The organism is Caballeronia sp. LZ033 (assembly GCF_031451265.1).
Classification (GTDB): domain Bacteria; phylum Pseudomonadota; class Gammaproteobacteria; order Burkholderiales; family Burkholderiaceae; genus Caballeronia.
Map to the genome: position 1 here is coordinate 1,063,831 of NZ_JARUXQ010000004.1, position 26,031 is coordinate 1,089,861.

Below are 26,031 nucleotides of genomic sequence, written 5' to 3' on the forward strand. Positions count from 1 at the left end.
CGCTCCAGTAGAGGCCAAAGCCGCGCGTATGTCCACGTCGGGAACGGGGTTGGCAAGGCCAAATGATAATGGTTATCATTGACTCACCCGAGTACGCAGACGCCAGGTCGACGCAAAGGGCGATGGAACAGGAGCCCTCGCCATGCATCAGCAGATTGCCGACCTCTCATCGGACACGTCCGTTCCCTGCCAGCCGACCCTCGCGTTGTGGGAAGCCGAAATGCGTCAGGCCGTCCAGGACGAACGCGACGGACGCGCCGCGCTGGCGCTCGCCGGTTATGAGCGGGCGTTGTCGATCGCGCATCGGTTGATCGACGCGCCGCCCGCCGGCCGCGCCGACGATTGCCTCGCCGCGCTGGTGGTCGCGCATCACAATCTCGCGGACCTGCATGTCGCGCAGGGCGCACCCGATCGCGCGGCGCCCTGGTTGTGCCGCGCGCACGCGACCCTGATCGCACTGACGCAAGCCGCCGACCGGCCCGCAACGCTGCGCCAGGCCGCCTTGCGCCACAGCCGCGAAACCTATGTCGCGCTGATTCGCCATCTCGCCCGTCACGGGCCGCATCCGCTCATTGCACACGCCATCGCCGACGGCGACGTCGCGCTTCACCCCAGCCACACCGCGCGGCACTGATCCCCACTTCGAACCGAAAGGAGCATTCGATGCCTTACACTCTGCCTCCCCTGCCTTATGCCTTCGACGCACTGGAACCGAACATCGACGCCCGCACGATGGAGGTCCATCACACGAAGCATCACCAGACTTACGTGAACAACCTCAACGCGGCGCTGGAGAAGTCCGACCGCAAGGACGAGCCGGTCGAGAGCCTGATCGTGCATATCGATGCGTTGCCCGAAGCGCTGCGCGCGCCCGTGCGCAACAACGGCGGCGGCCATGCGAATCACAGCCTGTTCTGGACCGTGATGTCGCCGGAGGGTGGCGGCCAGCCGGACGGCGAACTGGCCCGGGCGATCGACTCGGATCTGGGCGGTTTCGATGCCTTCAAGGACGCGTTCACGAAGGCCGCGCTGACGCGCTTCGGCAGCGGCTGGGCGTGGCTCGAAGTCGACAAGCAAGGCAAGCTCGCGGTCAGCAGCACGGCGAATCAGGACAATCCGCTGATGAGCGGCATCGCATCGGGCAATAAGCCGATTCTCGGCCTCGACGTCTGGGAGCACGCCTATTACCTGAAATACGAGAATCGCCGGCCGGAATACATTGCGGCTTTCTATAACGTGATCAACTGGCCCGAGGTTGCGCGGCGCTATGCCGAAGCGCGCGGCTGACAGCCGCTTCTTTCAGGAAGATTGACGCCGGGAATGAAGAGAATCAAAAGCCCCGGCGCATCAGGAAGGTCAATCCTTTCTCGTGCTCGTGATTCACGCCGAGTTGCGGATTCGCCTGAAAATGCCAGTCGTCTTCATCGCTGGCGAAATCGCTACGCGTTTTACCGGAATTGCCGAGCGAATAGGCAGGCAATGCCTGCGGATATTGCCGATCCACCGTATTCGGATCGGCGAGACTGACACCGGCGCCGGACAAGGGCGCCGTGCCTGCATGTTTCTCGGAAACCCCATATGAGAAGCGTGCATGCACGGTTCGAACGGTGCGCACGCCGGCCGTTGAAACCACGGCCGGATAAGGAAAGAACACCATGCCTGCGGCGGCTCGTTCCAGAGGAAACAAGCGGGCCTGCTCATTGGCTGAAACCAGACTGCTGGCGATCATCACGACGCCGGCAATCCAGATGTTCCGGATAACGCGTGTCATCGAATGCCTGTGAAAGGCTGAGAATGGGATCCCGCACTCGGGTTCCGATGATACGTCCATCAGCAGTACGGATACTGTCGATGATTACCCTCGTGGTAAATCAGCCACTTATCGGAATGGCAGGCTGCGCGGATGCGAATTGAAGGCGAAAGCCCGCTGCAAAGTTATGGCGTTATTCCGTGCCGCCATTCAGCGCGACGCGCCGGAAGAAATGCCCGAGCACGCTTTGGGCAAACTCCGCCGGCACGGATTGCGGATCCGACGAATAGAAGAATTGCACGCCGTCGCACAAGGCAATCAGCCCGAGCGCCATTTGCCCGGCGGGCATGCTCAACGGCGTGCCCACCCGCTCTGAAAACGCCTCGATATAGTCCGTCGTGGTCTGCCTGAGCTCACGCATCAGCGCGTTGAAGCTGGTGCGAAAAGCGGCGTCGCGGCTCGCGTGCAGCTTCGCCTCGACCCACAGCAGGAAGCAGGCATTGTCCTGGTAACACTCGCTGTAGTACTGGAGCACGCGCGCTTCGAGATCAGCGCGCGAGGCCTCGCCGTCCTCGAAGATGGTCGAGAGGTGCTCCATGGTCATGTCGTGATCGCGCTTGAGCACTTCGAGCAGCAACTGCGCCTTGCTGTCGAAGTTCGAATAGAACGCGCCACGCGTATAACCCGCCTCGGCGGCCACGTCCTCGACGCTCGCCGCGCCGAAACCCTTCCTCATGAAAACGGCTTGCGCAGCATCGAGCAAACGCTGGCGCGTCTGGTCACGGCTCTGTTCACGGGTCAGTCGTACGGGTTTCATGGGCCGAAGTGTAGCATCGGCCAGCTTGCACATTCTGCTTTGCATTCGGATACAGGTGTGTATTAGAATCCACCGCAGTTTCTTTTCGGAATGACCGAAGCCCTTTGCGGGCGGGCCTGACAGACGCATGGAATAAGCCATCCGTCGCGCCAGGTCTCACGGACATCCCCGGTTTCAGCGGCTCTTTCCGGTTTTGCTTCGCCACCAAGCGGCGCGCTTCGTTCGTTGCGGCACGCGCGCACTCATGCCCCGACGGGCGCCGAGGTTCCTGTGAAGCGCTTTTCCTTGACCACGCCAGCCTTCTCGCGCGCGGCAGCCATTCCGATCATCTGCACGACCCTCTGCGTCGCGCTCGCCGCCTGTCAGCGCCATGAGGCTGCCGCGCCCGCGCCCCGTCCCGTTGTCGCGGTCGAAGCCAAAGCGGATAACGCTGCACCGCTTGCCACGCTGCCCGGTCAAGTGCAGGCCCGTTATTCGACGCCGCTGTCCTTTCGCATCAACGGCAAGATTCTCGAGCGGCGCGTGCGCATCGGCGATACGGTGAAGGCGGGACAAACCGTCGCCCGACTCGATCCCGCCGATGTCGAAAAGAACAGCGCCAGCGCTCGCGCGCAACTCGACGCCGCTTCGCATCAACTCGTCTACGCCCAGCAGCAACTCGACCGCGACCGCGCCCAGGCCGCCGAAAACCTGATCGCGCCCGCGCAGCTCGAACAGACGCAGAACGCCTATGCGTCGGCGCTGGCGCAGCGCAATCAGGCGCAGCAGCAGGCCGCGCTTGCCGGCGACCAGCTGCGCTATGCGACGCTCGCCGCCGATCACGCCGGCGTCATCACCGCCGAGCAAGCCGACACCGGCCAGAACGTCAACGCGGGTCAGGCCGTCTACACGCTGGCATGGAGCGGCGACATCGACGTGATCTGCGACGTGCCCGAGTCTTCGCTCGGCGCCTTCGCGGTCGGTCATGAAGCGGACGTGAAGCTCACCGCCCTTCCCGCGCGCACCTTCAAGGCGCGCGTGCGCGAACTCTCCCCGGCCGCCGACACGCAGAGCCACACCTGGCGCGCGAAGCTCACGCTCGAAGCGCCGACGCCCGAAGTCCGGCTCGGCATGACGGCCGACATCGCGTTCACCCCGGTGCAGACGGCCGGAGGCGCGTTCACGCTGCCGTCGACGGCCCTGTTCCACGACAACGGCCACCCTGCCGTATGGGTCGTGACGAAACCCGGCGATGCACTCGAACTGCGGCGCGTGGAGATCGCGCGCTTCGGCGAGCGCACCGTGACGGTGGCGAGCGGCCTCCAGGCGGGAGACCGCGTCGTGTGGCAAGGCGTGCATACCGTCTCGGCGGGCGAAAAGGTGCGCGTGGTCGCGCCCTTGCATCCCGAGGACTTCGCTTCATGAGCGCGCGCGATTCCACGTCCGGCGAAGACGCCGCGCAGCGTCACGAGGAAGGCCGCTTCAACCTGTCGGCATGGGCGCTGCGGCATCGCGCGCTGGTGATCTTCCTGATCGCGATGGCGACGATCTTCGGCATCCTTTCGTACACGCGCCTCGCGCAGTCGGAAGACCCGCCGTTCACGTTCCGCGTGATGGTCATCCGCACCTTCTGGCCGGGCGCAACCGCGCGTCAGGTGCAGGAGGAAGTGACCGACCGCATCGCGCGCAAGCTGCAGGAGACGCCGTACACGGACTTCATGCGCAGCTACTCGCGCCCGGGCGAATCGCTGCTGTTCTTCCAGATGAAGGACTCGGCGCCCGCGAAGGATGTGCCGGAAGAGTGGTATCAGATTCGCAAGAAGGTCGGCGATATCGCCGCGACGCTGCCGCCCGGCGTGCAGGGCCCGTTCTTCAACGACGAGTTCGGCGACGTCTACACCAACATCTTCGCGCTCGAAGGCGACGGCTTCTCGCCCGCGCAACTGCACGACTACGCCGATTCGCTGCGCACCGTGCTGTTGCGCGTGCCGGGTGTCGCGAAGGTGGATTATTTCGGCGACCAGGAAGAACGCATCTATATCGAGAGTCCCAACACGACGCTCACGCGCCTGTCCCTATCGCCGCAGCAGATCGCGCAGGCCATCGACGGACAGAACGCCGTCGCGCCCGCCGGCGTGATGAACACGCCGAACGACCGCGTGTTCGTGCGCCCGAGCGGCCAGTTCAAGAGCATCGACGCGCTCGCCGATACGCTCATCGCCGTGAATGGCCGCTCGTTCCGGCTCGGCGACATCGCGAAGATCACGCGCGGCTACGTGGATCCGCCCGCCACGCAAATGCGCTCGGCCGGTGCGCCGGTGCTGGGCATCGGCGTGACGATGCAGCCCGGCGAGGACGTCGTGCGTCTCGGCAAGTCGCTCGATGCCGAGATGACCAGGTTGCGTGCGCAACTACCCGCTGGCCTGAAGCTCACCGAAGTCTCCAGCATGCCGCATGCGGTGTCGCATTCTGTCGATGACTTCCTCGAAGCCGTCGCGGAAGCGGTCATCATCGTGCTGATCGTGAGCCTGGTGTCGCTCGGCGTGCGCACGGGCATGGTCGTCGTGATCTCGATTCCCATCGTGCTCGCCGTCACCGCGCTCTTCATGTATCTGTTCGACATCGGCCTGCACAAGGTGTCGCTGGGCACGCTGATCCTGGCGCTCGGCCTGCTCGTGGACGACGCGATCATCGCCGTCGAGATGATGGCCGTGAAGCTCGAGCAGGGCTGGAACCGCACGCGAGCGGCGGCCTATGCCTACACCAGCACCGCGTTCCCGATGCTGACCGGCACCCTCGTCACGGTCGCCGGCTTCCTGCCGATAGCGCTCGCCAAGTCGAGCACCGGCGAGTACACGCGTTCGATCTTCGAAGTTTCGGCCATTGCGCTGATCGCGTCGTGGCTCGCGGCAGTCGTGCTGATTCCGCTGCTGGGCTACAAGCTGTTGCCCGAGCGCAAGAAGGAAGCGCATCTGCCCGACGATCACGAACACGACATCTACGACACGAAGTTCTATGGCCGCCTGCGCCGCTGGGTGGGCTGGTGCGTGCGGCGGCGCTTCGTGGTGCTGGCCGTCACGGTGGTCCTGTTCGTCATCGCGATGGCGGGCTTCACGCTCGTGCCGCAGCAGTTCTTCCCGAGCTCGGATCGCCCCGAGTTGCTGATCGACGTGCGCCTGCAGGAAGGCGCGTCGTTCGACGCCACCTTGCGCGAAGCGAAGCGCCTCGAAACCGCGCTGAAGGGCCGCGCGGAAATCGATCATGTCGTGAGCTTCGTCGGCACCGGCGCGCCGCGCTTCTACCTGCCGCTCGACCAGCAACTGCCGACGCCGAACTTCGCGCAATTCGTCGTCACGGCGAAGTCGGTGGAGGCGCGCGAACAACTGGCGCGCTGGCTCGATCCGATGCTGCGCGAACGCTTTCCCGCCGTGCGCACGCGTCTGTCGCGCCTGGAAAACGGGCCGCCGGTCGGCTATCCGGTGCAGTTCCGCGTCAGTGGCGACGATATCGGCACGGTGCGGCACATCGCCGAGCAGGTCGCCGCCGACATGCGCGCCGACACGCGCACCACCAATGTCCAGTTCGACTGGGACGAGCCGTCGGAACGCTCGGTGCGCTTCGAAGTGGATCAGCAGAAGGCGCGCGCGGCGGGCGTCACGTCGCAGGACATCGCCAGCTTTCTCGCGATGACGCAAAGCGGCACGACCGTCACGCAGTATCGCGAGCGCGACAAGCTGATCGGCGTCGATCTGCGCGCGCCACGCGCGGAACGCGTGGATCCGGCGCGCCTCGCCACGCTCGCGATGCCCACGCCGAACGGTCCGGTGCCGCTGGGCGCGCTGGGGCGCGTCGTCGATACGCTCGAATACGGCGTGATCTGGGAACGCGACCGGCAGCCGACCCTGACCGTGCAGTCCGATGTCACGGGCAATGCGCAGGGCATTGACGTGACGAAGGCCATCGACGGCAAGCTCGACGCCATTCGCCGCGCGCTGCCGGTGGGCTATCGCATCGAGGTGGGCGGACCGGTGGAGGAAAGCGGCAAGGGCCAGGCGTCGATCAACGCGCAGATTCCGGTGATGGTGATCGTCGTGCTGACGCTGCTGATGATCCAGTTGCAGAGCTTCTCGCGCGTGATGATGGTCGTGCTCACCGCGCCGCTCGGGCTGATCGGCGTGGTCGTCACGCTGCTGGCCTTCGGCAAGCCGTTCGGCTTCGTCGCGATGCTCGGCGTGATCGCCATGTTCGGCATCATCATGCGCAACTCGGTGATCCTCGTCGACCAGATCGAGCAGGACATCGCCTCCGGCCACAAGCGATTCGACGCCATCATCGGCGCAACGGTCCGACGCTTCCGCCCGATCACGCTGACCGCCGCGGCCGCCGTGCTCGCGCTGATCCCGCTTCTGCGCAGCAACTTCTTCGGCCCGATGGCCACCGCGCTGATGGGCGGCATCACGAGCGCGACCGTGCTCACCCTGTTCTACCTGCCCGCGCTCTATGCCGCGTGGTTCCGCGTGAAGCTCGACGAACGCGAGGGAGCCTCGTCATGAACCGCACTCGTACGCTGATCTTCGCCGCAAGCGCCGTGCTCGCCGGCTGTGCGTTCGGCCCGGATGGCAAGCCGCCCGCGATGCCCACGCCCGCGCACTACGGCGCGCAGCCGCAAGCCGACGCCACCGTCACCGCCGAGGGCGCATCGCAACGTTTCGTCGCCGGTGCGCATGCGGTGCCCGAGTGGTGGAAGGCGTATCGCTCGGACACGCTGAACGCGCTCGTCGATGAAGGCCTGCGCAACAGCCCGGATCTCGCCGCCGCGGACAAGACGCTCGTCGCCGCACGCGAGCAATTGCGCGCACAGGTGGGCTCGTCGCTGTTGCCGTCCATCGACGCGGGCGCACAGACCACTCGCCAGCGCGCCCTCACCATCCCCGACTTCGGCCCGCCGACCGCGCTGTACAACCTCTTCGTCGGACAGATCCAGGCGCAATACACCTTCGACCTGTTCGGCGCAGCGCGCTTCGCGAACGCGGCGCTGGCGGCGCAGGTCGATCAGCAGGCCTTCCAGCTCGACGCCGCACGGCGCGCGCTCGCGGCGAACATCGTGACGGGCGCGCTCGGCGCGGCTTCTCTGCATGCGCAGATCGACATCACGGAACGGCTCATCGCGCTCGCGGGCGACGACGCCCATGACACCGAACGCCGCTATGCGCTCGGTTCGGCGTCGCGCGCCGACATGCTCACGGCCCAGCAGAACGCGGCCTCGCTCGCGGCGCAACTGCCCGGCTTGCGCGCGCAATGGCTCGCGAACCGTCATGCGCTGGCCGTGCTGCTCGGCCGCACGCCCGACCAGGCTCCCGACGATCTCGAGCTCGCGAGCCTCACCGTGCCGCCCGACGTGCCGCTCGTGCTGCCGTCGGAGCTGCTGCAGACGCGCCCCGACATCCAGGCCGCCGACGCCGCATTGAAGGCCGCCGCCGCGCAAGTGGGCGTCGCGACGGCGCAGTTGTTCCCGAGCCTGTCGATATCGGCATCGATGGGCCGGGGCGGCTTCAGCTGGCCGACGGCGCTGTCCGGCGCGGGCGCGTTGTGGAGCATCGGCGCTTCGCTGTCGGCGCCGATCTTCCACGGCGGCGCGTTGCTCGCGCAGCGGCGCGCGGCCATCGCCACGTACGACGCCGCCGTCGAGCAATACAAGCAGACGGTGCTGGCGGCCTTCCGCAACGTCGCGGATACGCTGGCGTCGCTGGAAAACGACGCCGAGGCGCTCGCCTTCGCGGACAGCGCGAGCAGCAAGGCGCGCGATGCCTCGGCCGATGCGCTCGCGCGGGTGCGGCTCGGCGCCATTCCGCCGCGCGCCGCGCGTAGCAGCGAGCAGCAGTCGCTGAACGCACGCCTGACCGCGATCCGCGCCGGCAGCGCGCGCATGAGCGACACGGCCGCGCTGTTCCAGGCGATGGGCTCACCGCTCGCCGCCGCGCAAAACGTGACGAATGCGGATTCAACCGGCCTAAAGTAAAACGAATCTTCTCCGTAAACAGTTTGAAAGAATAGGATTTGCTCTTGCGCGCAAATCTGCGTCAAACCGTCCACGGAGAAGTCAAAACATGAAGGTCGCCACCAAACTCAGTCTGGGCTTTGGCATCGTGCTGTCGATGCTGCTCGCCGTGCTCGCCTACGGACTCTTCAGCATGGCGCAGATCCAGGCGCGCTTCGACGAAGTAGTCGAAGTCAACAATGAGGAAGCCCGGCTCGCACACGCGCTGACGCTCTCGATCAGCGACCGCATGATCGCGCTGCGCAACGTCGCGCTGATGAGCGACATCGCTGCGATCGAAACCGAGAAGCAACGCATCCGCACGCAGGCGCAGGGTTATGCGGAAGCCTTCGACGCGCTCGGCAAGCGTTTCGCGCAGAACGACCACACCGAAGCCCGCGAACGCGCGCTGTTCGACACCTTGCGCACGAACGCGGCCGCTGCCGCGCCGATCATCGAGCGCGCAGTGACGCTCGCCGAGGCACGCGACCAGCAGGGCGCGACGCGTGTGCTGATCGACGAACTGCGTCCCGTGCAGCGCAGCTGGATGAACGCCGCGAAAGAGATGGTGGCGTTGCAGGACCAGCAGAACGCGAGCGCCAATCGCGATGCCGACGCCGCCTACGCCCGCGCGAAAGCCATCATGATCGCGCTCGGCGTGCTGGCCACGCTGAGCGGCGCAGCAGCGGCGCTGCTCATCACACGCGCGCTGACCCGTGCCCTCGGCGGCGAGCCGGACGAAGCCAAGGCGCTGGCGGCGCGCATCGCGCAAGGCAATCTGCGCGAGCCGGTCGCGACCGCGCATCGTCATCCCGACAGCCTGATGGTCTCGCTCGAAAGCATGCGCGCACGCCTCAATGCGATCGTGCTGGGCATTCAGTCGTCGAGCGTCACGATTGCCGGCGCGGCGCGCGAGATCGCACAGGGCACCGTGGATCTGTCGCGGCGTACCGAATCGCAGGCGGCTTCGCTCGAAGAAACCGCAGCGAGCATGGAGGAACTGGCCAGCACCGTCGCGAAGAACGCCGACAACGCCGCCCAGGGCACGCACGCCGCCACCCAGGCGTGCGGCGACGCCACGCAGGGCGGCGCGAACGTCAACGAGGTCGTCGCGACCATGCGCGGCATCGCGCAGGGCTCGTCGCACATGGCGGACATCATCGGCGTGATCGAGGGCATCGCCTTCCAGACCAACATTCTCGCGCTCAACGCCGCAGTGGAAGCCGCCCGCGCCGGCGATCAGGGACGCGGCTTCGCGGTCGTCGCCGGCGAGGTGCGCGCGCTGGCCCAGCGCAGCGCCGTGGCCGCGAAGGAGATCAAGACCCTCATCAACGATTCCACCACGCGCGTGGCCAGCGGCTCGGCGCTCGTCGAGCATGCGGGCAGCGCAATCGAAGGACTGGTGGCTTCCGTGAACCGCGTGACGGTCATCATGAGCGAAGTGGCCGCCGCATCCGGGGAGCAGCGCACGGGCATCGATCAGGTCAATGTGGCGGTGGCCCAGATGGACGAAGTCACGCAGCAGAACGCGGCGCTCGTCGAACAGGCTTCGGCGGCCGCGCAGTCGCTCGCCGAACAGGCTGAGTCGCTGCGTGAAGCGGTGTCGGTGTTCCAGGTCGAGCGCAACGCGCTTCACCATGCCTAATCCGACACCCCGTGCAGTCCCTGCGCGGGCGCAGGAGCCGGCGCGGTCGCAGGCGCAAGCGCCGACGCCGGACGCGTCTCGCCCAGCACGCGGAAGGTCATCATGGCGCCCGCGATCGCCAGCGCCAGCGGAATCAGGAAGCCCTGCTCGATGTTCGTGAACTCGAGCGTCAGCACCAGCGCGGTCAGGGGCATCTGCATCGCCGAGGCCAGGAAGGCCGCCGCGCCGATCACCGCGAACGCCCCCAGCGGCGTGCCCGGCCAGAACCCATTCCAGACGCTGCCGAGCACCACGCCGAGCAGCGCGCCGTTCGTCAGGCTCGGCGTCATCAAGCCGCCTTGCGCGCCCGCGCGCAGCGAGCTCACCTCGATGATCACCTTCAGCACCAGCAGCACGCCGGCGAGCGCAGACCCGAGATGGTCCTCGAAGGACAGCCCGGCGGCGCTCTTGCCGTTGCCCGCAAGCTGCGGGTAATAGATCACCAAAGCGCCGACGAGCATGAAGTTCAGGATCAGCAGCACGGGCAGCGACGTGCCGCGCGCCGCGTTCGCGCGCGCCGCCTTGGTGAACTTCACGAAGAGCCGCGCGGCCGCGCCGAACAGCGGACTCGTGACGACGGCCCAGACGATCAGCTGCGCATCGAGCGAATAGACCGGCAGACGATAAGTCTGCGCATCGCCCAGTCCGATCCAGGCGACGAACGCGCCGATAGCCGACGTCAGCAGCGCGGCGACGACGATGCGTGCTTCGAACGTGGCGAGCAGCACTTCCAGCACGAACACCGCGCCGCCGAGCGGCACGTTGTAGACCGCCGCGAGCCCCGCGCCCGCGCCGCACGCCATCATGATCCGCGCTTGCGCCGGCGTGAGCTTCGCGTAGTGCGCGAGCCAGCCGGCCCACAGCGCGCCGATTTCGCGCGGCGCAACCTCGCGGCCGAGCGGCGAGCCCATCGCGACGGTCACGATCTGCAGCAGCGAATTGGCGACGGTGCTGGCGGGCGGCATGCGTGGACCGTCGGCCTTGATGGCGTCCGCGACGCTGACGAGCGGCTTGCCGAAGCGATACAGGAGCCACCAGCCCCCGCCCCCGATCACGCCGCACAGCGTCAGGACGATGAAGCGGCGTTGCGGCGACGCGCTGCTGATGCCTTGAAGGAAGCTTTCCTTGCCGGGCAACGAATCGACGCTGTAGCCAAACGCGACATGCTGCACCGCATGCAGCAGCAGCGCGAGCAACATGCCGCCGAGCCCCGCGCCCACGCCGACGAGCACGGTAACGACGACGAGTTTCGCGGCCGGATTCGAAGTCGTGGACATCGCGTTCACCTTGTGAACAGAAGAATGGACAGGGATCAGCCTGAGGCCACGCGGGCGGGTGCTGCTTCGTGCGCTGCTTCGCACACGTGCCATGCTTGCGGAATCGCACGGATTCGTGCACATGCTTATACGACGCCGCGTTCGCGCCTACACTAAACGAAATTTGCCTGCCGTTCCGGATTCATGCCACCTCGCCCGCTTCCCTCCGCCGCTCCGCTCGAAGATCCCGCCCTGCTGCGCCGCCTGCTGCGCGCGAAGGACCGCATGGACGCCGCCTCGCACGAGGCCTGGCCGGTCGCCCGGCTGGCCAACGTGAGCGGCGTCTCCGAAGCGCATTTCGCGCGGTCCTTCAAGCGCGCGTTCGGGCTACCGCCGCATCGCTATCTGCTGACGCGGCGCATCGAGCAAGCCACCAGCCTGCTGCGCGATACCGAACTGAGCATTACCGAGATCGCCTTCGCCACCGGCTGGGAAAGCCTCGGCACCTTCGGCCGCGTGTTCCGCGACATCAAGGGCAGCAGCCCCGGCGCCGTGCGCAGCGCGCTGCGCGCCGCAGACAGTCCGCTGCGGCAGGTGCCCGCCTGTGTCCTGAAGGCCGCGCTGCGTCCCGATCTGACGATGGCAGTTTTGGAGAAGCGCCGCCGTTCGGCCACGGCTACAGTGCGCTCATCAACCCAGGAGGAAACATGAGCGACGGTATCAATGTGGTGGGCGTGTATGTCGACGATCAGGACGCAGCGCTGGATTTCTACGTCGACAAGCTGGGATTCCGCGTTCATACGGACGTGCGCAACGGCGACTATCGCTGGCTCACGGTGCAGCATCCGGACCAGCCGGCGTTCCAGCTGGGGCTGTTCGCGCCCGGCCCGCCGATTCACGACGACGCCACCGCGCAAACCCTGCGCGCGATGATCGCCAAGGGCGCGATGCCGCCGCTCGTGCTCGCGGTCGCCGATTGCCGCGCGGCTTACGCGCGGCTCAAGGCGCGCGGCGTGGAGTTCACGCAGGAGCCGGTGGAGCGCTACGGCAGCGTGGATGCGGGTTTTCGCGATCCCGCCGGCAACGGCTGGAAGATGATCCAGGCGCCGCGCGGCGGGCAGTAATCGCAAGTGCAGCCGCGCTCAGTTCTTGTCGGCGACGACCTGATCGAAGGTGCCGCCATCGGCGAAGTGAAGCTTCTGCGCGTTCTGCCAGTTGCCGAACAACTGCTCGACCGTGAAGGTCTTCAACGGCTTGAACTCGCTCGCATGTTTCGCCAGCACGCCGGGTTCGCGCGGACGCAGATGATGCTGCGCGATGATCTCCTGCGCCGCCGGCGTGTACAGGAAGTCGAGATACGCCTGCGCCTGCTTGCGCGTGCCGCGCTTGTCCACCACCTTGTCGACAATGGACACCGGCGGCTCGGCCAGCAGGCTCACTGACGGATACACCGCCTCGAAGTCCTTCGCGCCCGGTCCCGCGCTCATCAGGCCCACTTCGTTTTCGAAGGTGACCAGTACGTCGCCGATGCCGCGCTGCGTGAAGGTGGTCGTCGCGCCGCGGCCGCCGGTGTCGAGCACCGGCACGTTCTTGAAGATGGCTTTTTCGAAGGCCTGCGCCTGCGCGTCGGTGGCGCCCTGCTGCTTCTTGTAGCCCCACGCCGCGAGATAGGTGTAGCGGCCATTGCCCGAAGTCTTCGGATTGGCGATGACCACCTGCACGCCGTTGCGCGCCAGATCGTTCCAGTCCTTGATGTTCTTCGGATTGCCCTTGTGGACGAGGAACACCATCGTCGTGGTGTAAGGCGCACTGGCATCCGGCAGACGGCTGCGCCAGTTGGCGGGCACCAGTTGCCCGCGTTCGGCGAGCAGGTCGATGTCGTTCGGCTGGTTCATCGTCACGACGTCCGCCTGGAGACCCTGCGTCACCGAGAGCGCCTGCGCGCTCGAGGCACCATGCGACTGCCGCACCGAAACCGTCTCGCCGGTCTTCTTCTTGTAGTCCGCGATGAACGCGGAATCGATGTCCTTGTACAGCTCGCGCGTGACGTCGTAGGACACGTTGAGGAGCGTCGTGTCCGCATGCGCGACGCCGGTCATGCCGAGTGTGATACCGAGGGTGACACCAACCGCGGCTGCGATCAGCAGCTTCTTGTGTACCGCCATTCTTGTTCTCCAGTGACAGGGTTTCGATACTGCACAACAGCCGAAGGCCGCTCGAAGGCGGCCATTTTTATACGGCAGGATCAACAGCGCTTATCCGTACGCGCGCCGTTGCTCCGTCTCGTCTTCATGTTCGTGTTCGTCGCCGGACGGTGCGCGCCGCGCGAGCGTCTCGACGAAATGCTTCGCCAGCGGCCACGGTCCGAAACCCGCCGCCGTGTTCACGTGCCCCGCGTCGCCGAGATTGATGAACGCGCTGTTCCAGTGCTGCGCCAGCGTGCGTGCTTCGTCGAGCGGCATCCACGGATCGGTTTCGCTGCCCACCACGAGCGAAAGCGTGTCCAGACGCCGTGCGCTGAAGTTGCCGGCAAAGCGGAACTTCGCCGGACTCGCGGGCGCGACGAACAGCACGCCCTGCACTTGCGCGCCGGTAGGCTTCAGATGCGCAAGCGCATGCGCGGTCGCGAGACAGCCGAAGCTATGCGCCGCGATGACCACAGGACCGTCGAGGTCCGCCAGTTCGTCGCGTACCGCGTCGCTCCAGGTGTCGAGATGCGGCAAATCCCAGTTGCGTTGCTCGACGCGCCGCGCCGACGCCACCTCGCCTTCGAGCCAGCTCTGCCAGTGCGCGTCCTCGCTGCCGTACAGACCCGGCACGGTGACGAGCGTGACGGCCGCCCGCGAGACTTCCGCTTCCCGTGTTCCACCCGCGCTGCGTTCGCTCATGTTCATCCTCGCTGCGACCCGAATCGATCAGGCCTCATTCTCAGCGAGCGCACCGCGTGGGCTAAGCAATTTTTCGTCATTTGTTTATGACCGCGGCGGGCCGCGCGGCAGGCATCGCTATAATCGCTGCACGCCGCGTCCGGTCGCGCACATGCGCCCGCCTTCTGCCCCGCCACCCTCATGCCCACCCGCCGATCCGTCGCTCCCCCCGCTGTTTTCCCGGACTCGCCGGTGCCGCTGTATGCGCAGATCAAGGACACGCTGCGCACCGGGATTCTCGACGGACGCTATCCGCCGCACAGCCGCATGCCGTCGGAGAGCGAGCTCCAGGCGATGTTCGACGTAAGCCGCATCACCATCCGCCAGGCGCTCGGCGATCTGCAGAAGGAAGGCTTGATCTTCAAGGTACACGGCAAGGGCTCGTTCGTCTCCCAGCCGCGAGCGTTCCAGAACGTGACGTCGCTGCAGGGTTTTGCCGAGGCGATGTCGGAAGGCGGGCACGATATCCTCAACCGCGTGCTGAGCTTCGACATCGTGCCGGCGGCCGACGAAGTCGCCGCCCGGCTCGGTCTTGCGCCGGGCAGTCCGGTGGCGGAGATTCATCGCGTGAGGTTGCTGAATCGCGCGCCGGTTTCATACGAGATCAGCTTTCTCCCCGAGCACTTCGCGCGACCGCTCGCGCGCGCGGAACTCGTGACGCGCGACATCTTCCTGATCCTCGAGAACGATTGCGCCGTGCCGCTCGGCCGCGCGGATCTCGCCATCGACGCCATCGCGGCGCCGGTTGAGATCGCGCAGTCGCTCGATGTGAAGAAAGGCGCGCCGCTGTTGCGCATCGAGCGTCTTACGCACGGGGCGGACGGCACGCCGGTCGATTTCGAGTACCTCTATTTTCGCGGCGACACGTTTCAATACCGGCTGCGCATCGACCGCGAGCGCCCGGCGAGCAAAGCCCGCTGAAGCCGTGCGTCAGGACGCCTTGCGTGCGCGCTTCACGTACTCGCCGATGAAGGTGCGCACTGCGTCGTCCGCGAAGCGCACCGCGACACGCTCGCCGCTGATCATCTCGACGACACCCTCGCCATAACGGCGCACGCGCACGCGATCGCCCTCCTTGAAGCGCGCTGCTTCCGGACGCGTCGACTCGCTCTGTTCCGCGCGTTCCTGTTGCCGCTGTTCGCGCGGACTCTCGCTCACTTGCGGCGGATGCAGGCAGTTGTCGCAGGTGCCGCAGCGCTCGCCGCCGAGCTCGTCCTCGGGCTTCCGATAGCGGATCTCGCTCGCCTGCCGCGGCGCCGCCGAACGCGTAGCCTCGATGTCTTCCGCGAAGTAGTCGAGCAGCGTGCGCCAGCGGCATTGCGCGCCCTGCGCATAGCCGATCATGCGTTCGAGCACGGCGCGATCGCGTTCCGAGCGCGCCGCATACTCTTCGGCGGCGGCATCGAGCCGGGATTCGTCGAAGTGTCCATCGCTCAGTTTGAGTCCGCCGCGTTGCGTGCGCCGCGTCATGCCGATATCGCCAAGCAGCGCCGTCGCGACCCGCAGCTTGTTCGCGCCGATATCCGGCAGCGCTTCACGCAGACGCGCGAGCGGTTTCTCCAGCGTCCCGCTTCCGCTTTCCTGCGCGAACTCATGCACTTTCGCCGCCACGCGCGCGATGGTCTCGCGGCTCGGATAGCGGCCGCTCATGAAGAACTGCTGCACGTGCCGGTCCTTCATCTCGAACAGCAGCGTGCAGCGCGCGGGTTGTTCATCGCGGCCGGCGCGGCCGGCTTCCTGATAGTAGGCATCGAGGCTGCCCGGCATCTGCGCATGGATCACGAAGCGGATATCGGGTTTGTCGATGCCCATGCCGAATGCGTTGGTCGCGACCATTACGCGCACGCGGTCTTCCATGAACGCGTCCTGCGACTCCGACCGCTCGGCCGACGACAGCTTGCCGTGATAGCGCCCCGCCTCGACACCGGCCTCGACGAGCGCGGCATGCAGCGCCTCGCATTCGGCGATGGTCGCGCAATAGACGATGCCGCTGCCCTGCGCCTCGCGCACGCATTCGATCGCGCGCCGCCGCTTGTCTTCCGGATTGGTCAGCTGTTCGACGCTGAAGTGCAGGTTGTCGCGATAGACGCCCGTATGGATCACGCGAGCGTGCCGCATCGCCAGTTCGCGCACGATGTCCTCGATGACGGCGGGGGTCGCCGTCGCGGTCAGCGCGAGCACGGGCGGCCGATCGAGCGCCTTGATGGCATGCACGAGTTCGACATAGGCCGGGCGGAAGTCGTGACCCCACTGCGAGATGCAATGCGCTTCGTCGATCACGACGAGCGCAATGGCCGGCATGCCGGGCGCGGCGAGTTCGGCGGTGAAGTCGGCGTTCGAGAGCCGCTCGGGCGTAACGAAGAGCATGCGCACCGCATGCCTGGCGACGGCTTCCATGGCCTCGCGCGCCTCGCGCGCCGTCAGCGTGCTGTTGAGCACAGTGGCCGCGATGCCGGCCTCGGCGAGCTTCGACGCCTGATCGCGCATCAGCGAGATGAGCGGCGAGACGATCACCGTCATGCCGTCGAACTGGAGCGCGGGCAATTGGTAGCACAGCGACTTGCCGGCGCCGGTGGGCATGACGGCGAGCGTGTCGTGGCCGTCAAGCACGCTGCGGATCACCTCGTCCTGGCCTGGCCGCAGGTTCGGAAAGCCGAAGACGCGGCGCAAGGCGCTTTCGAGTTCGTCGTCGAGCGGTTTGCGCTTTCGTGCGCTGCGTACGCTGTGTGCTTCGTGGGCGTGTGGGTCGTTCATGCGTGCGGCTCATATGCCCGTCCGCCGAGTGCGGCCAGTGCGCAAGGCTTCGAGCAAACCCCGTACCTCGACGCACGCCGAAGCAGGCGAAAAAAAACCGCTCCCGAAGGAGCGGCCTGCGCGCCTGAACGCAGAGCGACACAATCAGTCGTCGAGCAGCGACAGATCGCGCACCGCGCCCTTGTCCGCCGACATCACGAGCTTCGCATACGCCTTCAGCGCCGCCGATACCTTGCGCGGACGCGGCTTCGCCGGCTTCCAGCCCTTGGCGTTCTGCTCCTCGCGGCGTTGCGCGAGTTCCTCGTCGGAGAGCAGCACGTCGATCCGGCGATTCGGAATGTCGATGCGAATGCGGTCGCCGTCGCGCACCAGGCCGATCGCGCCGCCCGCCGCCGCTTCCGGCGAGCAATGGCCGATCGACAGTCCCGACGTGCCGCCCGAAAAGCGGCCATCCGTCAGCAGCGCGCAGGACTTGCCCAAGCCCTTCGACTTGATGTAGCTCGTCGGGTAGAGCATTTCCTGCATGCCCGGGCCGCCCTTCGGACCTTCGTAGCGCACGATCACGATATCGCCCGCCTTCACTTTGTCGTTCAGGATGTTCTCCACGGCCTCGTCCTGCGATTCCGTGACGTGCGCGCTGCCTTCGAACACCAAAATGCTTTCATCGACGCCCGCGGTCTTCACCACGCAGCCATCCAGCGCGATGTTGCCCGTCAGCACCGCCAGACCGCCTTCCTTCGAGAACGCGTGCTCGTACGAGCGGATGCAGCCTTCCGCGCGGTCGCTGTCGAGGCTCGGCCAGCGCGTGTTCTGGCTGAACGCCACCTGCGTCGGAATGCCGGCCGGGCCCGCCATGTAGAAGGTCTTCACGGCTTCGTCGTCGGTACGCTTGATGTCCCACTGCGCGAGCGCGTCGCCCAGCGTGGGCGCGTGCACGGTCGGCACGTCCGTGTGCAGCTTGCCTGCGCGTTCCAGTTCGCCCAGGATGGCCATGATGCCGCCCGCGCGATGCACGTCCTCGATGTGGTACTTGTTCGTGTTCGGCGCGACCTTGCACAGCTGCGGCACCGTGCGCGACAGACGGTCGATGTCGGCCATCGTGAAGTCGATCTCGGCTTCCTGCGCAATCGCCAGCAAGTGCAGGATGGTGTTGGTCGAACCGCCCATCGCGATGTCGAGCGTCATCGCGTTCTCGAACGCCTTGAAGCCCACCGAACGCGGCAGCAGACGCGTTTCTTCCTCTTCGTAGTAACGCCGCGCCAGCCCGACAATCTCGCGTCCCGCGCGCTTGAAAAGCTGCTCGCGGTCGGCGTGCGTCGCGACCACGGTGCCGTTGCCCGGCAGCGAGAGGCCGAGCGCCTCGGTCAGGCAGTTCATCGAGTTGGCCGTGAACATGCCCGAGCACGAACCGCACGTCGGGCACGCGGAGCGTTCCACTTCAGCCACTTCGGCGTCCGAGTACTTCTGGTCCGCGGCGATCACCATGGCGTCGACGAGGTCGAGCTTCTTGAACTCCATGGCCTTCGTGACGGGATTTGCGAGGCGCGTCTTGCCGGCTTCCATCGGACCGCCGGACACGAAGATCACCGGGATGTTCAGGCGCATCGCAGCCATCAGCATGCCGGGGGTGATCTTGTCGCAATTGGAGATGCACACCATGGCGTCGGCGCAATGCGCGTTGACCATGTATTCCACCGAATCCGCGATGATCTCGCGGCTCGGCAGCGAGTACAGCATGCCGTCGTGACCCATGGCGATGCCGTCATCCACCGCGATGGTGTTGAATTCCTTGGCCACGCCGCCCGCGGCCTCGATCTCGCGCGCGACCAGCTGTCCCAGATCCTTCAGGTGCACGTGGCCGGGCACGAACTGGGTGAACGAATTGACCACCGCGATGATCGGCTTCGAGAAGTCTTCGTCTTTCATGCCGGTGGCGCGCCACAGCGAGCGCGCCCCCGCCATGTTGCGGCCGGCGGTGGAGGTTTTGGAACGGTAAGTGGGCATCGTGGGTGGCTTTGAAAATTGTCGCGAAAATGAAAGCGGGCCACGAGGATAAAGGCCCTTTGCCCTTGCCTGAACGGCCTGCGGACAGCCTTTTGGGCGCCGCTTTTGAGCAAAGGCTGAATTATCCCACAGCGGCGCGCAGCGGCCCTGAGCCAACGACGCGGACGCATAACCTCATGTAATGACAGCGCGAAATTAAAGCGCATTGACGCTGTCCGGGCGCAAATCGATACTCGATGCCAGCCCCTCCCGGCCCCGCGCCGCCCCGCAAACCCGCGCCAGACAAGGCGCTCCGACCGTTCCGACGCCATGAACATGCCCGAGAGAAGCCTTGCCCCCGCCCCGGACGCCGACAGCGTGTTTTCGAGTCCCGGCACCTGGGAGCGCGGCGGCGAGCCGTGGGCCAGCAGCGAGCAACGCACGCTGACGTGCTGCCGCGTCACCGACGAGACCCACGACGTCAGGAGCTTCGAATTCCGCGTCGGCGATGGCGCGCCCGTCCGCTTCGAACCCGGCCAGTTCCTGACCATCCGGGCAAACGTCGCGGGCATGCCGGTGGAGCGCTGCTACACGATTTCCTCGCCGCCGACGCGTCCGTGGCTCGTCTCGATCACCGTGAAGCGCGTGCCGGGCGGGATCGTCTCGCACTGGCTGCACGACACGCTGAAGCCGGGCCACGCGTTGCGCGCGTACGGGCCGTCCGGAAGCTTCACCGCGACGGCCGCTGCGTCGCTCAAATCGCTCTATCTTTCCGCCGGGTCCGGTGTGACGCCCCTGATGTCGATGACCCGCGCCGCCCTCGATCTCGGACTCGACCGCGACGTGATCTTCATCCACAGCGCGCGAACCCCGGCCGACATCGTCTTCCGTGACGAACTGCGGCGCCTTGCCGCCCAGTCGCCGCGCCTGCGGACGTTCTTCGTGTGCGAGGGCAGCGGCGACGAAGCGGACTGGCGCGGCGCCATCGGCCGGCTGAGTCTGCGCTTGCTGTCCGAGTGGGCGCCCGACTACGCCGAGCGCGAAGTCTTCACCTGCGGTCCCGCCGGCTATATGAGCGCCGTGCGCGACCTGCTGCGCGAAGGCGGTCATGATCCTGCGCGCTATCACCAGGAAAGCTTCGATCTCGGCGCGGGTGTCGCGCCGGAGCCGGTAGACGATGCGCCGTCGATTGCACAGGAAAGCTTCACGGTGAAGCTGTCCCGCTCGTCGAAGAGCTTCACGATGAACCCGTCCGAAACCGTGCTGGCGGCGGCGCGCAAGGCGGGCGTGGCGATCCCGTCGTCGTGCAGTCAGGGCGTATGCGGCACCTGCAAGGCGAAACTGCTGGACGGCACGGTCGACATGAAGCACAACGGCGGCATTCGCGAGCGCGAGATCCAGAAGGGCTTCCGGCTGCTGTGCTGCAGCCGGCCGACCTCCGACCTGACGCTCGAACTCTGAAGCTGCGCCGCCATCCACGAATATTCTTTTGAGGAGCGACAGCATGGCGGTCGAAGCGAACATGCGCGACGTGCGGACCTACCGGTTCGCGCGCGTGCTGGAGCAGATGCGCGAACACGCGGTGCCCGCGCTGCTGCTGTATGACCCGGTGAACATCCGTTACGCGACGGATACCTCCAACATGCAGGTGTGGTGCGGCCGCAATCCGGCGCGCTACGTGATGATCTTCGCGGACGGCCGGATCGTCGCATGGGAATTCCACAGCAGCGAACATGTGTGGGACGGCATCGATCTCGACGTGGAGTGGCGCGGCGCCACCAGCTGGACCTTCTTCAATGCCGGTCACGAAGCCGAACGCCGCGCCGAGACCTGGGGCGCGGAGATCGTCGATGTGCTGCGCGCCCATGCGCCGGGCGAGACGCGCCTTGCCGTCGATCGGCTCGATCCCTTCGGCACCGTTTATCTCGAGCAACACGGCATCGCGCTATTCGACGGCCAGCTTCTCATGGAAAGCGCGCGCCTCATCAAGTCGCCGGACGAACTCGTGCTGATCGGCGCATCCTTGCGCACCGCCGAGCAAGGCATCCAACGCATGCGGGAAGCGCTTCGGCCGGGCATCACCGAAAACGAACTGTGGGCGCATCTGCATTTCGAGAACATCCGCCACGGCGGCGAGTGGATCGAAACACGGCTGCTCGCTTCCGGCGAGCGCACCAATCCGTGGATGCACGAATGCTCGGCGCGCGTGCTGCAAAACGGCGATCTCCTCGCCTTCGATACCGACATGGTCGGCCCGCACGGCTATTGCTCGGATATCTCGCGGACGTGGCTGGTCGGCGACGGACGCCCGTCCGGCGAACAGCGCGCGCTCTACGAACAGGCCTATGCGCAAGTCCACACCAACATGGATCTGCTGAAGCCCGGCATGACGTTTCGCGAGTTCTCCGAGAAGGCGTGGCGCATTCCCGAGCGCTTCATCAAGAACCGCTATTGCTGTCTGGCGCACGGCATCGGCATGGTGGATGAATATCCGTCGATCGCCCATCAGGTCGACTGGGACAGCGCGGGCTATGATGGCCGTTTCGAGCCGGGCATGACGGTGTGCGTCGAAAGCTATATCGGCGCCGAGGGCGGCACGCAGGGCGTCAAGCTCGAACAACAGGTCGTCCTGACGGAGCATGGCTGCGAGCCGCTCACGGCCTGCCCCTTCGAAACCGACTGGCTATAGCGCGAGCACACCATGACGAAGCGACCTGAAGCCGTATCGACCTTCATTGCCATCGCGGAACGCCTGTTCCAGTCCACGCAGCTTCCCGAAGGCGGACGCGTGGTTGCGTCAAAGGTGTTTGAAAAATTACGCACGCCGTCCGACGACGGCACGCGGCGTACGGACCGCTTCCCCGCCTGCGCGTGGTTCGATGCCGCGCTCGCACCGCGCATCGGCGAGGATACGGACCTCGGCGCGGCCGCGCGCGCGCTCAAGTCGCTGGAACCTTCTCTGGGCTGGTCGCGCCGGAATTCGGGTGAGAATGGCAGCGAGAATTACATCGAAGGTCACGTACACGGCATGATCTGCGGAACGGGCGGCGCCGAGAGCCGTCATGACGTGCGGCTCGGCTTCTCCGTGATGGCGCCCGAAGTCCGCTATCCGGATCACTCGCATCCACCGGAAGAAGCCTATGTGCTGTTGAGTGCCGGCGAGTTTCGCCAGCGCGACGGCGACTGGTTCAATCCGGGCATCGGCGGCGGCATCCATAACCTTCCGGGCAGCCGTCATGCGATGCGCTCCGGCCGCGAACCGTTCATCGCCGTCTGGTGCCTGTTGCCGTAAGCCGTACGCCTCGCTATCCCACCTCGACGCGGTTGCGCCCGCGCTCTTTCGCCTGATACAGCGCGCGGTCGGCGCGCCGCATCAAGGCATCGACATCCGATTCGCCCGGCTCGCGCGTCACCACGCCGATGCTCACCGTGAACGGAATCGGCTTCACGCGCCACGCGTGCTCGAAGTCCTGCTGCTCGAAGCGCCGGCGCAGTGCGTCGGCGATCTCACAGGCGAGCCGCGCATCCGCGCCCGGCAGCGCCGCGACGAACTCCTCGCCGCCCCAGCGCGCGAACAGCTTCGACGCATGCGGGATCGACATGCCGACCTGCGCCAGCACGCACAGCACTTCGTCGCCAATATCGTGGCCGTGGCTGTCGTTGATCTTCTTGAAGTAATCGATGTCGAGGATGAACACGGACAGCACCTGATCCGTGCCCAGCACCTTCTCGACAAAATCCAGGAATTCGCGACGGTTCGGCAGGCCGGTCAAGGCATCGGTCGCGGCCTGCTTCCTGAGCAATTCCATGAGTTGCGCGCGCTCGGTAATGTCACGGATCACCGCCGTGAATTCGATCACGCCATCCACCTTGATCTTGGAGATCGCGATCTCCACGGGAATGATCCGCCCGTCGCGATGCCGTCCGTACACGCTGTTGCTTTCGTCCATGCGCGGCGGCGTGATCGAACGCAGGTTCATCTTGTCGGAGTCGGCGAACTGCCTGACATTGCGCGAGTGGTTCGCGCGGAAGCGTTCGGGCAGCAGCGTCTCGATGCGTCGGCCGAGCACTTCGTCGGAGCGATAGCCGAACAGGTTTTCCGCCGCGCGATTGAACAGCGTGATGTTGTGCTGCTCGTCGATCGTGACGATGGCGTCATAGGCCGAATCCACGACCGCGCGAAAACGCGAGTCGCTGACTTCGAGTGCGTGGGTCAGATCGCGCTTCGGGGGATTCACGAAGCCCGTCAGCAGGATCTCCTTCGCGTCCGCACCGCCGAGCGGCTTGAGCGTGAGCCGCCACAGCGGTTCATTCGCGCCGCGCATCGCGGGATGCGCCAGTTCCTGCACATCGCCCGACGTAAAACCTGCGTTCAGTTTCTCGCGCAATGCGGACCATCCGTGATCCGGAATCAGCGTATCGAACAGGAACGGAAATGAAAGCGGCTCGGCGTGCGCCACGCCCGCCATCGCGAGGAACGCGTCATTGCAAGCGTTGATGACAAAAGCACCGTGCGCATCGCGCGCGAAGAGAGCGACGCAGATCGTCACGCCATCCGCGGGCTCCTGAGTTGTGTTGGGCAAACCGGACATAGTCTCACCTGGGCGACACCGCCTTACGGTACCGAAAGCAAAAGCGCGTGACGTTGTCGCGGGCGTCACATCGCCCATGGTTATCGGCGCGGAGTCGTGAGCCTTGAGCTTGAAATCGAAGATGATCGACATGGCAAACCGCTTTCGGTCTCCCACGAACGGCTCGCCCTCCAGCGAAAACATGGCGCAAGAACCGTGCTTCGCCCGGCAAGGCCGACGAACTTTCGTTCGAAAATTGTTGACCAATTCACTAAGGATTTGGTAGCATCCGTGGCTGGAGTACAAGAAGTCGATTGCTGTTCATCAATAGTCCGTTTATCTCTTGCGGTATTCGTTGTCCATTCCCTCCTTGCTGCTTCGCCCCGCTCAATCGAGCACTTTTTTTTGTTGTATTTCAATTCAGGATTTTCATGGACACCGGTATTGTCAAGTGGTTCAACGACACCAAGGGTTTCGGTTTCATCACGCCGGACGCAGGCGGCGATGACCTTTTCGCGCATTTCTCGGAAATTCGCGCTGACGGTTTCAAGACCCTGGCAGAAGGCCAGAAGGTAAGCTTCGAAACGAAGCGCGGCCCGAAGGGCATGCAGGCTTCGAACATCAAGCCGCTGTAAATTTGCCGCTGCAGATTTGCCGCTGTTAATTCGCGGCACGCCGGGAGCCTTCAAGACAAGGCTTCCGGCTTCCTCCGGTTCACCTTCGCGGCTCCGCGACACTCCTTCGGCCTGGCCCTGGTTGCCGCCATCTTTCGATCGCGTTAAAGACGCGCATCGCCTCGTGTTCTCTGGTTGCGCCGGAAACACTCACTCTTAAAATTAAAATGACACAACTCAATCAATACCGCGGTTATGCGGTACACGCCTTTACGCATCGCCTGCACGACAAAACGTTTTCCGCGAATGTCATGCTGGAACGTCCCGAAACGGAATCGGACGAATCCACTTATCGCTTTTTCTCGCTGGATTACTTTTCCCAGGAATCCGATGCGATCGAGTATTCGCGCCGCTGGGCGCGCGACTGGATCGACACGCGCGGCTGACGGCATCGCCGACCCATGCATCATGCTGGGCGCAACGCGTCGTCCGGCAACGTCGGCACGGCGCGCACGAGCGCCGGGCGAATCAGATGCTCAAGCACACGTCGCGTGAGCGTCACGGTCTCATCGACGAAACCGTCCCACTCTCCCTGCCGATGCAGCACGAAGAACTCGCGCCGCGCGAGCCGTCCTTCGGGCAGCGGCAACACGGCGATCTCGTCGAGATAATGCCGTGCCTGCCACAGGCACAGCGGCGTCGAGATGGCAAAGCCGAGCTTCGCGCTGACGAGGCTCAATAGCGGATCGGTGGCGTCGAATTCGTAGCGGCGCGGGCTTTCGATACCCAGATGCCGCGCAAAGCGATCCACCTGCTGGCCAATCACCGAACGCGCCGTATAGCGGATCAGCGGCAGTTCGTCCGCAAGCGTGCGCCAGTCCGGCGTGCTGCCTTGCGCGTGACCAGCCGCGCGTTCCTCCAGCCAGCGCCGCGACACCACCGCGACGAACGCCTCCGAAAACAACGGCACTTCGACGATGCGCGCATCGGTCAACGCCGTCTGCGTGCAGACCACGACGTCCACTTCGCGCGCGTGCATCTGCGCCGCCAGCCCGGGCGTCAGGCCCGACCACAGCGTGATCTGTCGCGCCGGACCGGACATCGCGCGAATCAGTTCGGGGCCGACCGTCGCCGCGAAGGAATCGACGCAACCGAGCCGCAAAGGCAACGTCCCCGCCAGCGATTCGGCGCCGAGCCGCGCGCTCACCGTCTGCGCATGTTCCAGCAGCGGGCCTGCGAGTTCGAGCAGCGCGCGCCCGGCGCGATTCGGACGCGGCGGACGGCTGTCACGATCGAAGAGATCGGCGCCCTGTTCGCGTTCCAGTGCGGCAATCGACTGGCTCACCGCGCTCTGACTCAGGCCGAGGCGGCGGGCGGCGGCCGTCATCGAGCCGGTTTCGCAGACGGCGACGAACGCCTGCAACGCGCGCAAATCGATCGGGGCTGGGGTGCGTCTCATCAAGTCTCCGCAAGAAGAACGGCCGCCCGCGCGGCGCTCATCATCAGTTTGCCTTCTACAAAACCGCCACGCGCACTTTAAAACAGAGTCCAGCGCTTTGATGCACCCGCACAGGCCCGGTCGGTTTGGTGACAGTTGATGTCGAGTTTGTGTTGGTTCACGTGTTATTGGCCCGTTACATTCGATCCACACCCGCATCG

General features: G+C 65.7%; 23 protein-coding genes. 14 read left to right on the plus strand and 9 right to left on the minus strand.

From position 1 onward, the window contains the following. Positions 1-142 precede the first annotated feature (142 nt). A complete protein-coding gene (locus tag QCE62_RS32130; protein ID WP_309926867.1) occupies positions 143-634 on the plus strand; it encodes a hypothetical protein in 492 nt (163 codons plus the stop codon). A 29-nt stretch (positions 635-663) separates the two neighbouring features. Continuing rightward, on the plus strand, positions 664-1,287 hold the full coding sequence (locus QCE62_RS32135; protein WP_309926870.1) for a superoxide dismutase: 624 nt from the start codon (positions 664-666) through the stop codon (positions 1,285-1,287). A gap of 43 nt (positions 1,288-1,330) precedes the next feature. Here the strand turns inward: QCE62_RS32135 and QCE62_RS32140 are convergent, their stop codons facing one another. Both QCE62_RS32140 and QCE62_RS32145 read right to left on the minus strand, forming a co-directional pair. Further along, entirely contained in the window at positions 1,331-1,729 is a 399-nt protein-coding gene (locus QCE62_RS32140) for a hypothetical protein (protein WP_309927548.1), read from the minus strand. Between the two features lie 214 nt (positions 1,730-1,943). After that, the gene (locus QCE62_RS32145) at positions 1,944-2,567 is read right to left on the minus strand and encodes a TetR/AcrR family transcriptional regulator (protein ID WP_309926872.1); all 624 of its coding nucleotides are present in this window, start codon (positions 2,565-2,567) and stop codon (positions 1,944-1,946) included. Between the two features lie 285 nt (positions 2,568-2,852). Here QCE62_RS32145 and QCE62_RS32150 point away from each other — a divergent pair, with 285 nt between their 5' ends. From QCE62_RS32150 to QCE62_RS32165, 4 genes are all read left to right on the plus strand, one after another. After that, positions 2,853-3,971, plus strand: a complete 1,119-nt coding sequence (locus QCE62_RS32150) for an efflux RND transporter periplasmic adaptor subunit (RefSeq protein ID WP_309926875.1) — start codon at positions 2,853-2,855, stop codon at positions 3,969-3,971. Further along, positions 3,968-7,099 carry an efflux RND transporter permease subunit gene (locus QCE62_RS32155; protein WP_309926877.1) on the plus strand — a complete coding sequence of 1,044 codons (3,132 nt, stop codon included), beginning with the start codon at positions 3,968-3,970 and terminating at the stop codon, positions 7,097-7,099. Before QCE62_RS32150 ends, QCE62_RS32155 begins: the two co-directional genes overlap by 4 nt. Next, entirely contained in the window at positions 7,096-8,565 is a 1,470-nt protein-coding gene (locus QCE62_RS32160; protein WP_309926880.1) for an efflux transporter outer membrane subunit, read from the plus strand. Before QCE62_RS32155 ends, QCE62_RS32160 begins: the two co-directional genes overlap by 4 nt. An 88-nt stretch (positions 8,566-8,653) precedes the next feature. Then, on the plus strand, positions 8,654-10,228 hold the full coding sequence (locus tag QCE62_RS32165; protein WP_309926881.1) for a methyl-accepting chemotaxis protein: 1,575 nt from the start codon (positions 8,654-8,656) through the stop codon (positions 10,226-10,228). Here QCE62_RS32165 and QCE62_RS32170 read toward each other — a convergent pair. Then, positions 10,225-11,544, minus strand: a complete 1,320-nt coding sequence (locus tag QCE62_RS32170; protein ID WP_309926882.1) for a chloride channel protein — start codon at positions 11,542-11,544, stop codon at positions 10,225-10,227. The genes QCE62_RS32165 and QCE62_RS32170 overlap by 4 nt on opposite strands. Positions 11,545-11,727: 183 nt before the next feature. On the opposite strand from QCE62_RS32170, the gene QCE62_RS32175 reads away from it, so the two are divergent. After that, positions 11,728-12,234 carry an AraC family transcriptional regulator gene (locus QCE62_RS32175; RefSeq protein WP_309926883.1) on the plus strand — a complete coding sequence of 169 codons (507 nt, stop codon included), beginning with the start codon at positions 11,728-11,730 and terminating at the stop codon, positions 12,232-12,234. Beyond that, positions 12,231-12,647 (plus strand): VOC family protein, encoded by a 417-nt coding sequence (locus QCE62_RS32180; RefSeq protein ID WP_309926884.1) that lies wholly within the window; start codon positions 12,231-12,233, stop codon positions 12,645-12,647. The genes QCE62_RS32175 and QCE62_RS32180 overlap by 4 nt, the downstream gene beginning before the upstream one ends. An 18-nt stretch (positions 12,648-12,665) precedes the next feature. Here the strand turns inward: QCE62_RS32180 and QCE62_RS32185 are convergent, their stop codons facing one another. Then, a complete protein-coding gene (locus QCE62_RS32185; RefSeq protein ID WP_309926885.1) occupies positions 12,666-13,688 on the minus strand; it encodes a sulfate ABC transporter substrate-binding protein in 1,023 nt (340 codons plus the stop codon). Positions 13,689-13,778: 90 nt separating this feature from the next. Beyond that, on the minus strand, positions 13,779-14,411 hold the full coding sequence (locus tag QCE62_RS32190; protein WP_309926887.1) for an alpha/beta hydrolase: 633 nt from the start codon (positions 14,409-14,411) through the stop codon (positions 13,779-13,781). Positions 14,412-14,591: 180 nt separating this feature from the next. On the opposite strand from QCE62_RS32190, the gene QCE62_RS32195 reads away from it, so the two are divergent. Next, on the plus strand, positions 14,592-15,371 hold the full coding sequence (locus QCE62_RS32195; RefSeq protein WP_309926890.1) for a GntR family transcriptional regulator: 780 nt from the start codon (positions 14,592-14,594) through the stop codon (positions 15,369-15,371). A gap of 9 nt (positions 15,372-15,380) precedes the next feature. Here QCE62_RS32195 and QCE62_RS32200 read toward each other — a convergent pair whose 3' ends face one another. Next, a complete protein-coding gene (locus QCE62_RS32200) occupies positions 15,381-17,204 on the minus strand; it encodes an ATP-dependent DNA helicase RecQ (protein ID WP_309926891.1) in 1,824 nt (607 codons plus the stop codon). A 144-nt stretch (positions 17,205-17,348) separates the two neighbouring features. Beyond that, the gene (ilvD, locus tag QCE62_RS32205; RefSeq protein ID WP_309926893.1) at positions 17,349-19,208 is read right to left on the minus strand and encodes a dihydroxy-acid dehydratase; all 1,860 of its coding nucleotides are present in this window, start codon (positions 19,206-19,208) and stop codon (positions 17,349-17,351) included. 309 nt (positions 19,209-19,517) lie between these two features. Here ilvD and QCE62_RS32210 point away from each other — a divergent pair, with 309 nt between their 5' ends. Genes QCE62_RS32210 through QCE62_RS32220 form a run of 3 tightly spaced genes read left to right on the plus strand, consistent with a single transcriptional unit; the run spans position 19,518 to position 22,479 of the window. Continuing rightward, on the plus strand, positions 19,518-20,648 hold the full coding sequence (locus tag QCE62_RS32210) for a hybrid-cluster NAD(P)-dependent oxidoreductase (protein WP_309926895.1): 1,131 nt from the start codon (positions 19,518-19,520) through the stop codon (positions 20,646-20,648). A 43-nt stretch (positions 20,649-20,691) separates the two neighbouring features. Next, the gene (locus tag QCE62_RS32215) at positions 20,692-21,876 is read left to right on the plus strand and encodes a Xaa-Pro peptidase family protein (RefSeq protein ID WP_309926896.1); all 1,185 of its coding nucleotides are present in this window, start codon (positions 20,692-20,694) and stop codon (positions 21,874-21,876) included. 12 nt (positions 21,877-21,888) lie between these two features. Continuing rightward, entirely contained in the window at positions 21,889-22,479 is a 591-nt protein-coding gene (locus tag QCE62_RS32220; RefSeq protein ID WP_309926898.1) for a dimethylsulfoniopropionate lyase, read from the plus strand. A gap of 13 nt (positions 22,480-22,492) precedes the next feature. On the opposite strand, the gene QCE62_RS32225 is transcribed toward QCE62_RS32220, so the two are convergent. Further along, complete coding sequence (locus QCE62_RS32225; protein WP_309926900.1) at positions 22,493-23,779, minus strand: diguanylate cyclase; 1,287 nt, start codon at positions 23,777-23,779, stop codon at positions 22,493-22,495. Between the two features lie 410 nt (positions 23,780-24,189). On the opposite strand from QCE62_RS32225, the gene QCE62_RS32230 reads away from it, so the two are divergent. Both QCE62_RS32230 and QCE62_RS32235 read left to right on the plus strand, forming a co-directional pair. After that, positions 24,190-24,393 (plus strand): cold-shock protein, encoded by a 204-nt coding sequence (locus tag QCE62_RS32230; protein ID WP_309821213.1) that lies wholly within the window; start codon positions 24,190-24,192, stop codon positions 24,391-24,393. A 290-nt stretch (positions 24,394-24,683) separates the two neighbouring features. Next, positions 24,684-24,818 carry a hypothetical protein gene (locus QCE62_RS32235; protein ID WP_309926903.1) on the plus strand — a complete coding sequence of 45 codons (135 nt, stop codon included), beginning with the start codon at positions 24,684-24,686 and terminating at the stop codon, positions 24,816-24,818. A gap of 20 nt (positions 24,819-24,838) precedes the next feature. Here QCE62_RS32235 and QCE62_RS32240 read toward each other — a convergent pair whose 3' ends face one another. Continuing rightward, the gene (locus QCE62_RS32240) at positions 24,839-25,831 is read right to left on the minus strand and encodes a LysR family transcriptional regulator (protein WP_309926905.1); all 993 of its coding nucleotides are present in this window, start codon (positions 25,829-25,831) and stop codon (positions 24,839-24,841) included. Positions 25,832-26,031: the final 200 nt, after the last annotated feature.

Excerpts from the sequence above, each read along its gene's own strand:
- QCE62_RS32130 (WP_309926867.1), top strand. The coding sequence starts at position 143 with ATGCATCAGCAGATTGCCGACCTCTCATCGGACACGTCCGTTCCCTGC.
- QCE62_RS32135 (WP_309926870.1), top strand. The coding sequence starts at position 664 with ATGCCTTACACTCTGCCTCCCCTGCCTTATGCCTTCGACGCACTGGAA.
- QCE62_RS32140 (WP_309927548.1), bottom strand. The coding sequence starts at position 1,729 with ATGATCGCCAGCAGTCTGGTTTCAGCCAATGAGCAGGCCCGCTTGTTT.
- QCE62_RS32145 (WP_309926872.1), bottom strand. The coding sequence starts at position 2,567 with ATGAAACCCGTACGACTGACCCGTGAACAGAGCCGTGACCAGACGCGC.
- QCE62_RS32155 (WP_309926877.1), top strand. The coding sequence starts at position 3,968 with ATGAGCGCGCGCGATTCCACGTCCGGCGAAGACGCCGCGCAGCGTCAC.
- QCE62_RS32160 (WP_309926880.1), top strand. The coding sequence starts at position 7,096 with ATGAACCGCACTCGTACGCTGATCTTCGCCGCAAGCGCCGTGCTCGCC.
- QCE62_RS32165 (WP_309926881.1), top strand. The coding sequence starts at position 8,654 with ATGAAGGTCGCCACCAAACTCAGTCTGGGCTTTGGCATCGTGCTGTCG.
- QCE62_RS32170 (WP_309926882.1), bottom strand. The coding sequence starts at position 11,544 with ATGTCCACGACTTCGAATCCGGCCGCGAAACTCGTCGTCGTTACCGTG.
- QCE62_RS32175 (WP_309926883.1), top strand. The coding sequence starts at position 11,728 with ATGCCACCTCGCCCGCTTCCCTCCGCCGCTCCGCTCGAAGATCCCGCC.
- QCE62_RS32180 (WP_309926884.1), top strand. The coding sequence starts at position 12,231 with ATGAGCGACGGTATCAATGTGGTGGGCGTGTATGTCGACGATCAGGAC.
- QCE62_RS32185 (WP_309926885.1), bottom strand. The coding sequence starts at position 13,688 with ATGGCGGTACACAAGAAGCTGCTGATCGCAGCCGCGGTTGGTGTCACC.
- QCE62_RS32190 (WP_309926887.1), bottom strand. The coding sequence starts at position 14,411 with ATGAGCGAACGCAGCGCGGGTGGAACACGGGAAGCGGAAGTCTCGCGG.
- QCE62_RS32195 (WP_309926890.1), top strand. The coding sequence starts at position 14,592 with ATGCCCACCCGCCGATCCGTCGCTCCCCCCGCTGTTTTCCCGGACTCG.
- QCE62_RS32200 (WP_309926891.1), bottom strand. The coding sequence starts at position 17,204 with ATGAACGACCCACACGCCCACGAAGCACACAGCGTACGCAGCGCACGA.
- ilvD (WP_309926893.1), bottom strand. The coding sequence starts at position 19,208 with ATGCCCACTTACCGTTCCAAAACCTCCACCGCCGGCCGCAACATGGCG.
- QCE62_RS32210 (WP_309926895.1), top strand. The coding sequence starts at position 19,518 with ATGAACATGCCCGAGAGAAGCCTTGCCCCCGCCCCGGACGCCGACAGC.
- QCE62_RS32215 (WP_309926896.1), top strand. The coding sequence starts at position 20,692 with ATGGCGGTCGAAGCGAACATGCGCGACGTGCGGACCTACCGGTTCGCG.
- QCE62_RS32220 (WP_309926898.1), top strand. The coding sequence starts at position 21,889 with ATGACGAAGCGACCTGAAGCCGTATCGACCTTCATTGCCATCGCGGAA.
- QCE62_RS32225 (WP_309926900.1), bottom strand. The coding sequence starts at position 23,779 with ATGTCCGGTTTGCCCAACACAACTCAGGAGCCCGCGGATGGCGTGACG.
- QCE62_RS32230 (WP_309821213.1), top strand. The coding sequence starts at position 24,190 with ATGGACACCGGTATTGTCAAGTGGTTCAACGACACCAAGGGTTTCGGT.
- QCE62_RS32235 (WP_309926903.1), top strand. The coding sequence starts at position 24,684 with ATGCTGGAACGTCCCGAAACGGAATCGGACGAATCCACTTATCGCTTT.
- QCE62_RS32240 (WP_309926905.1), bottom strand. The coding sequence starts at position 25,831 with ATGAGACGCACCCCAGCCCCGATCGATTTGCGCGCGTTGCAGGCGTTC.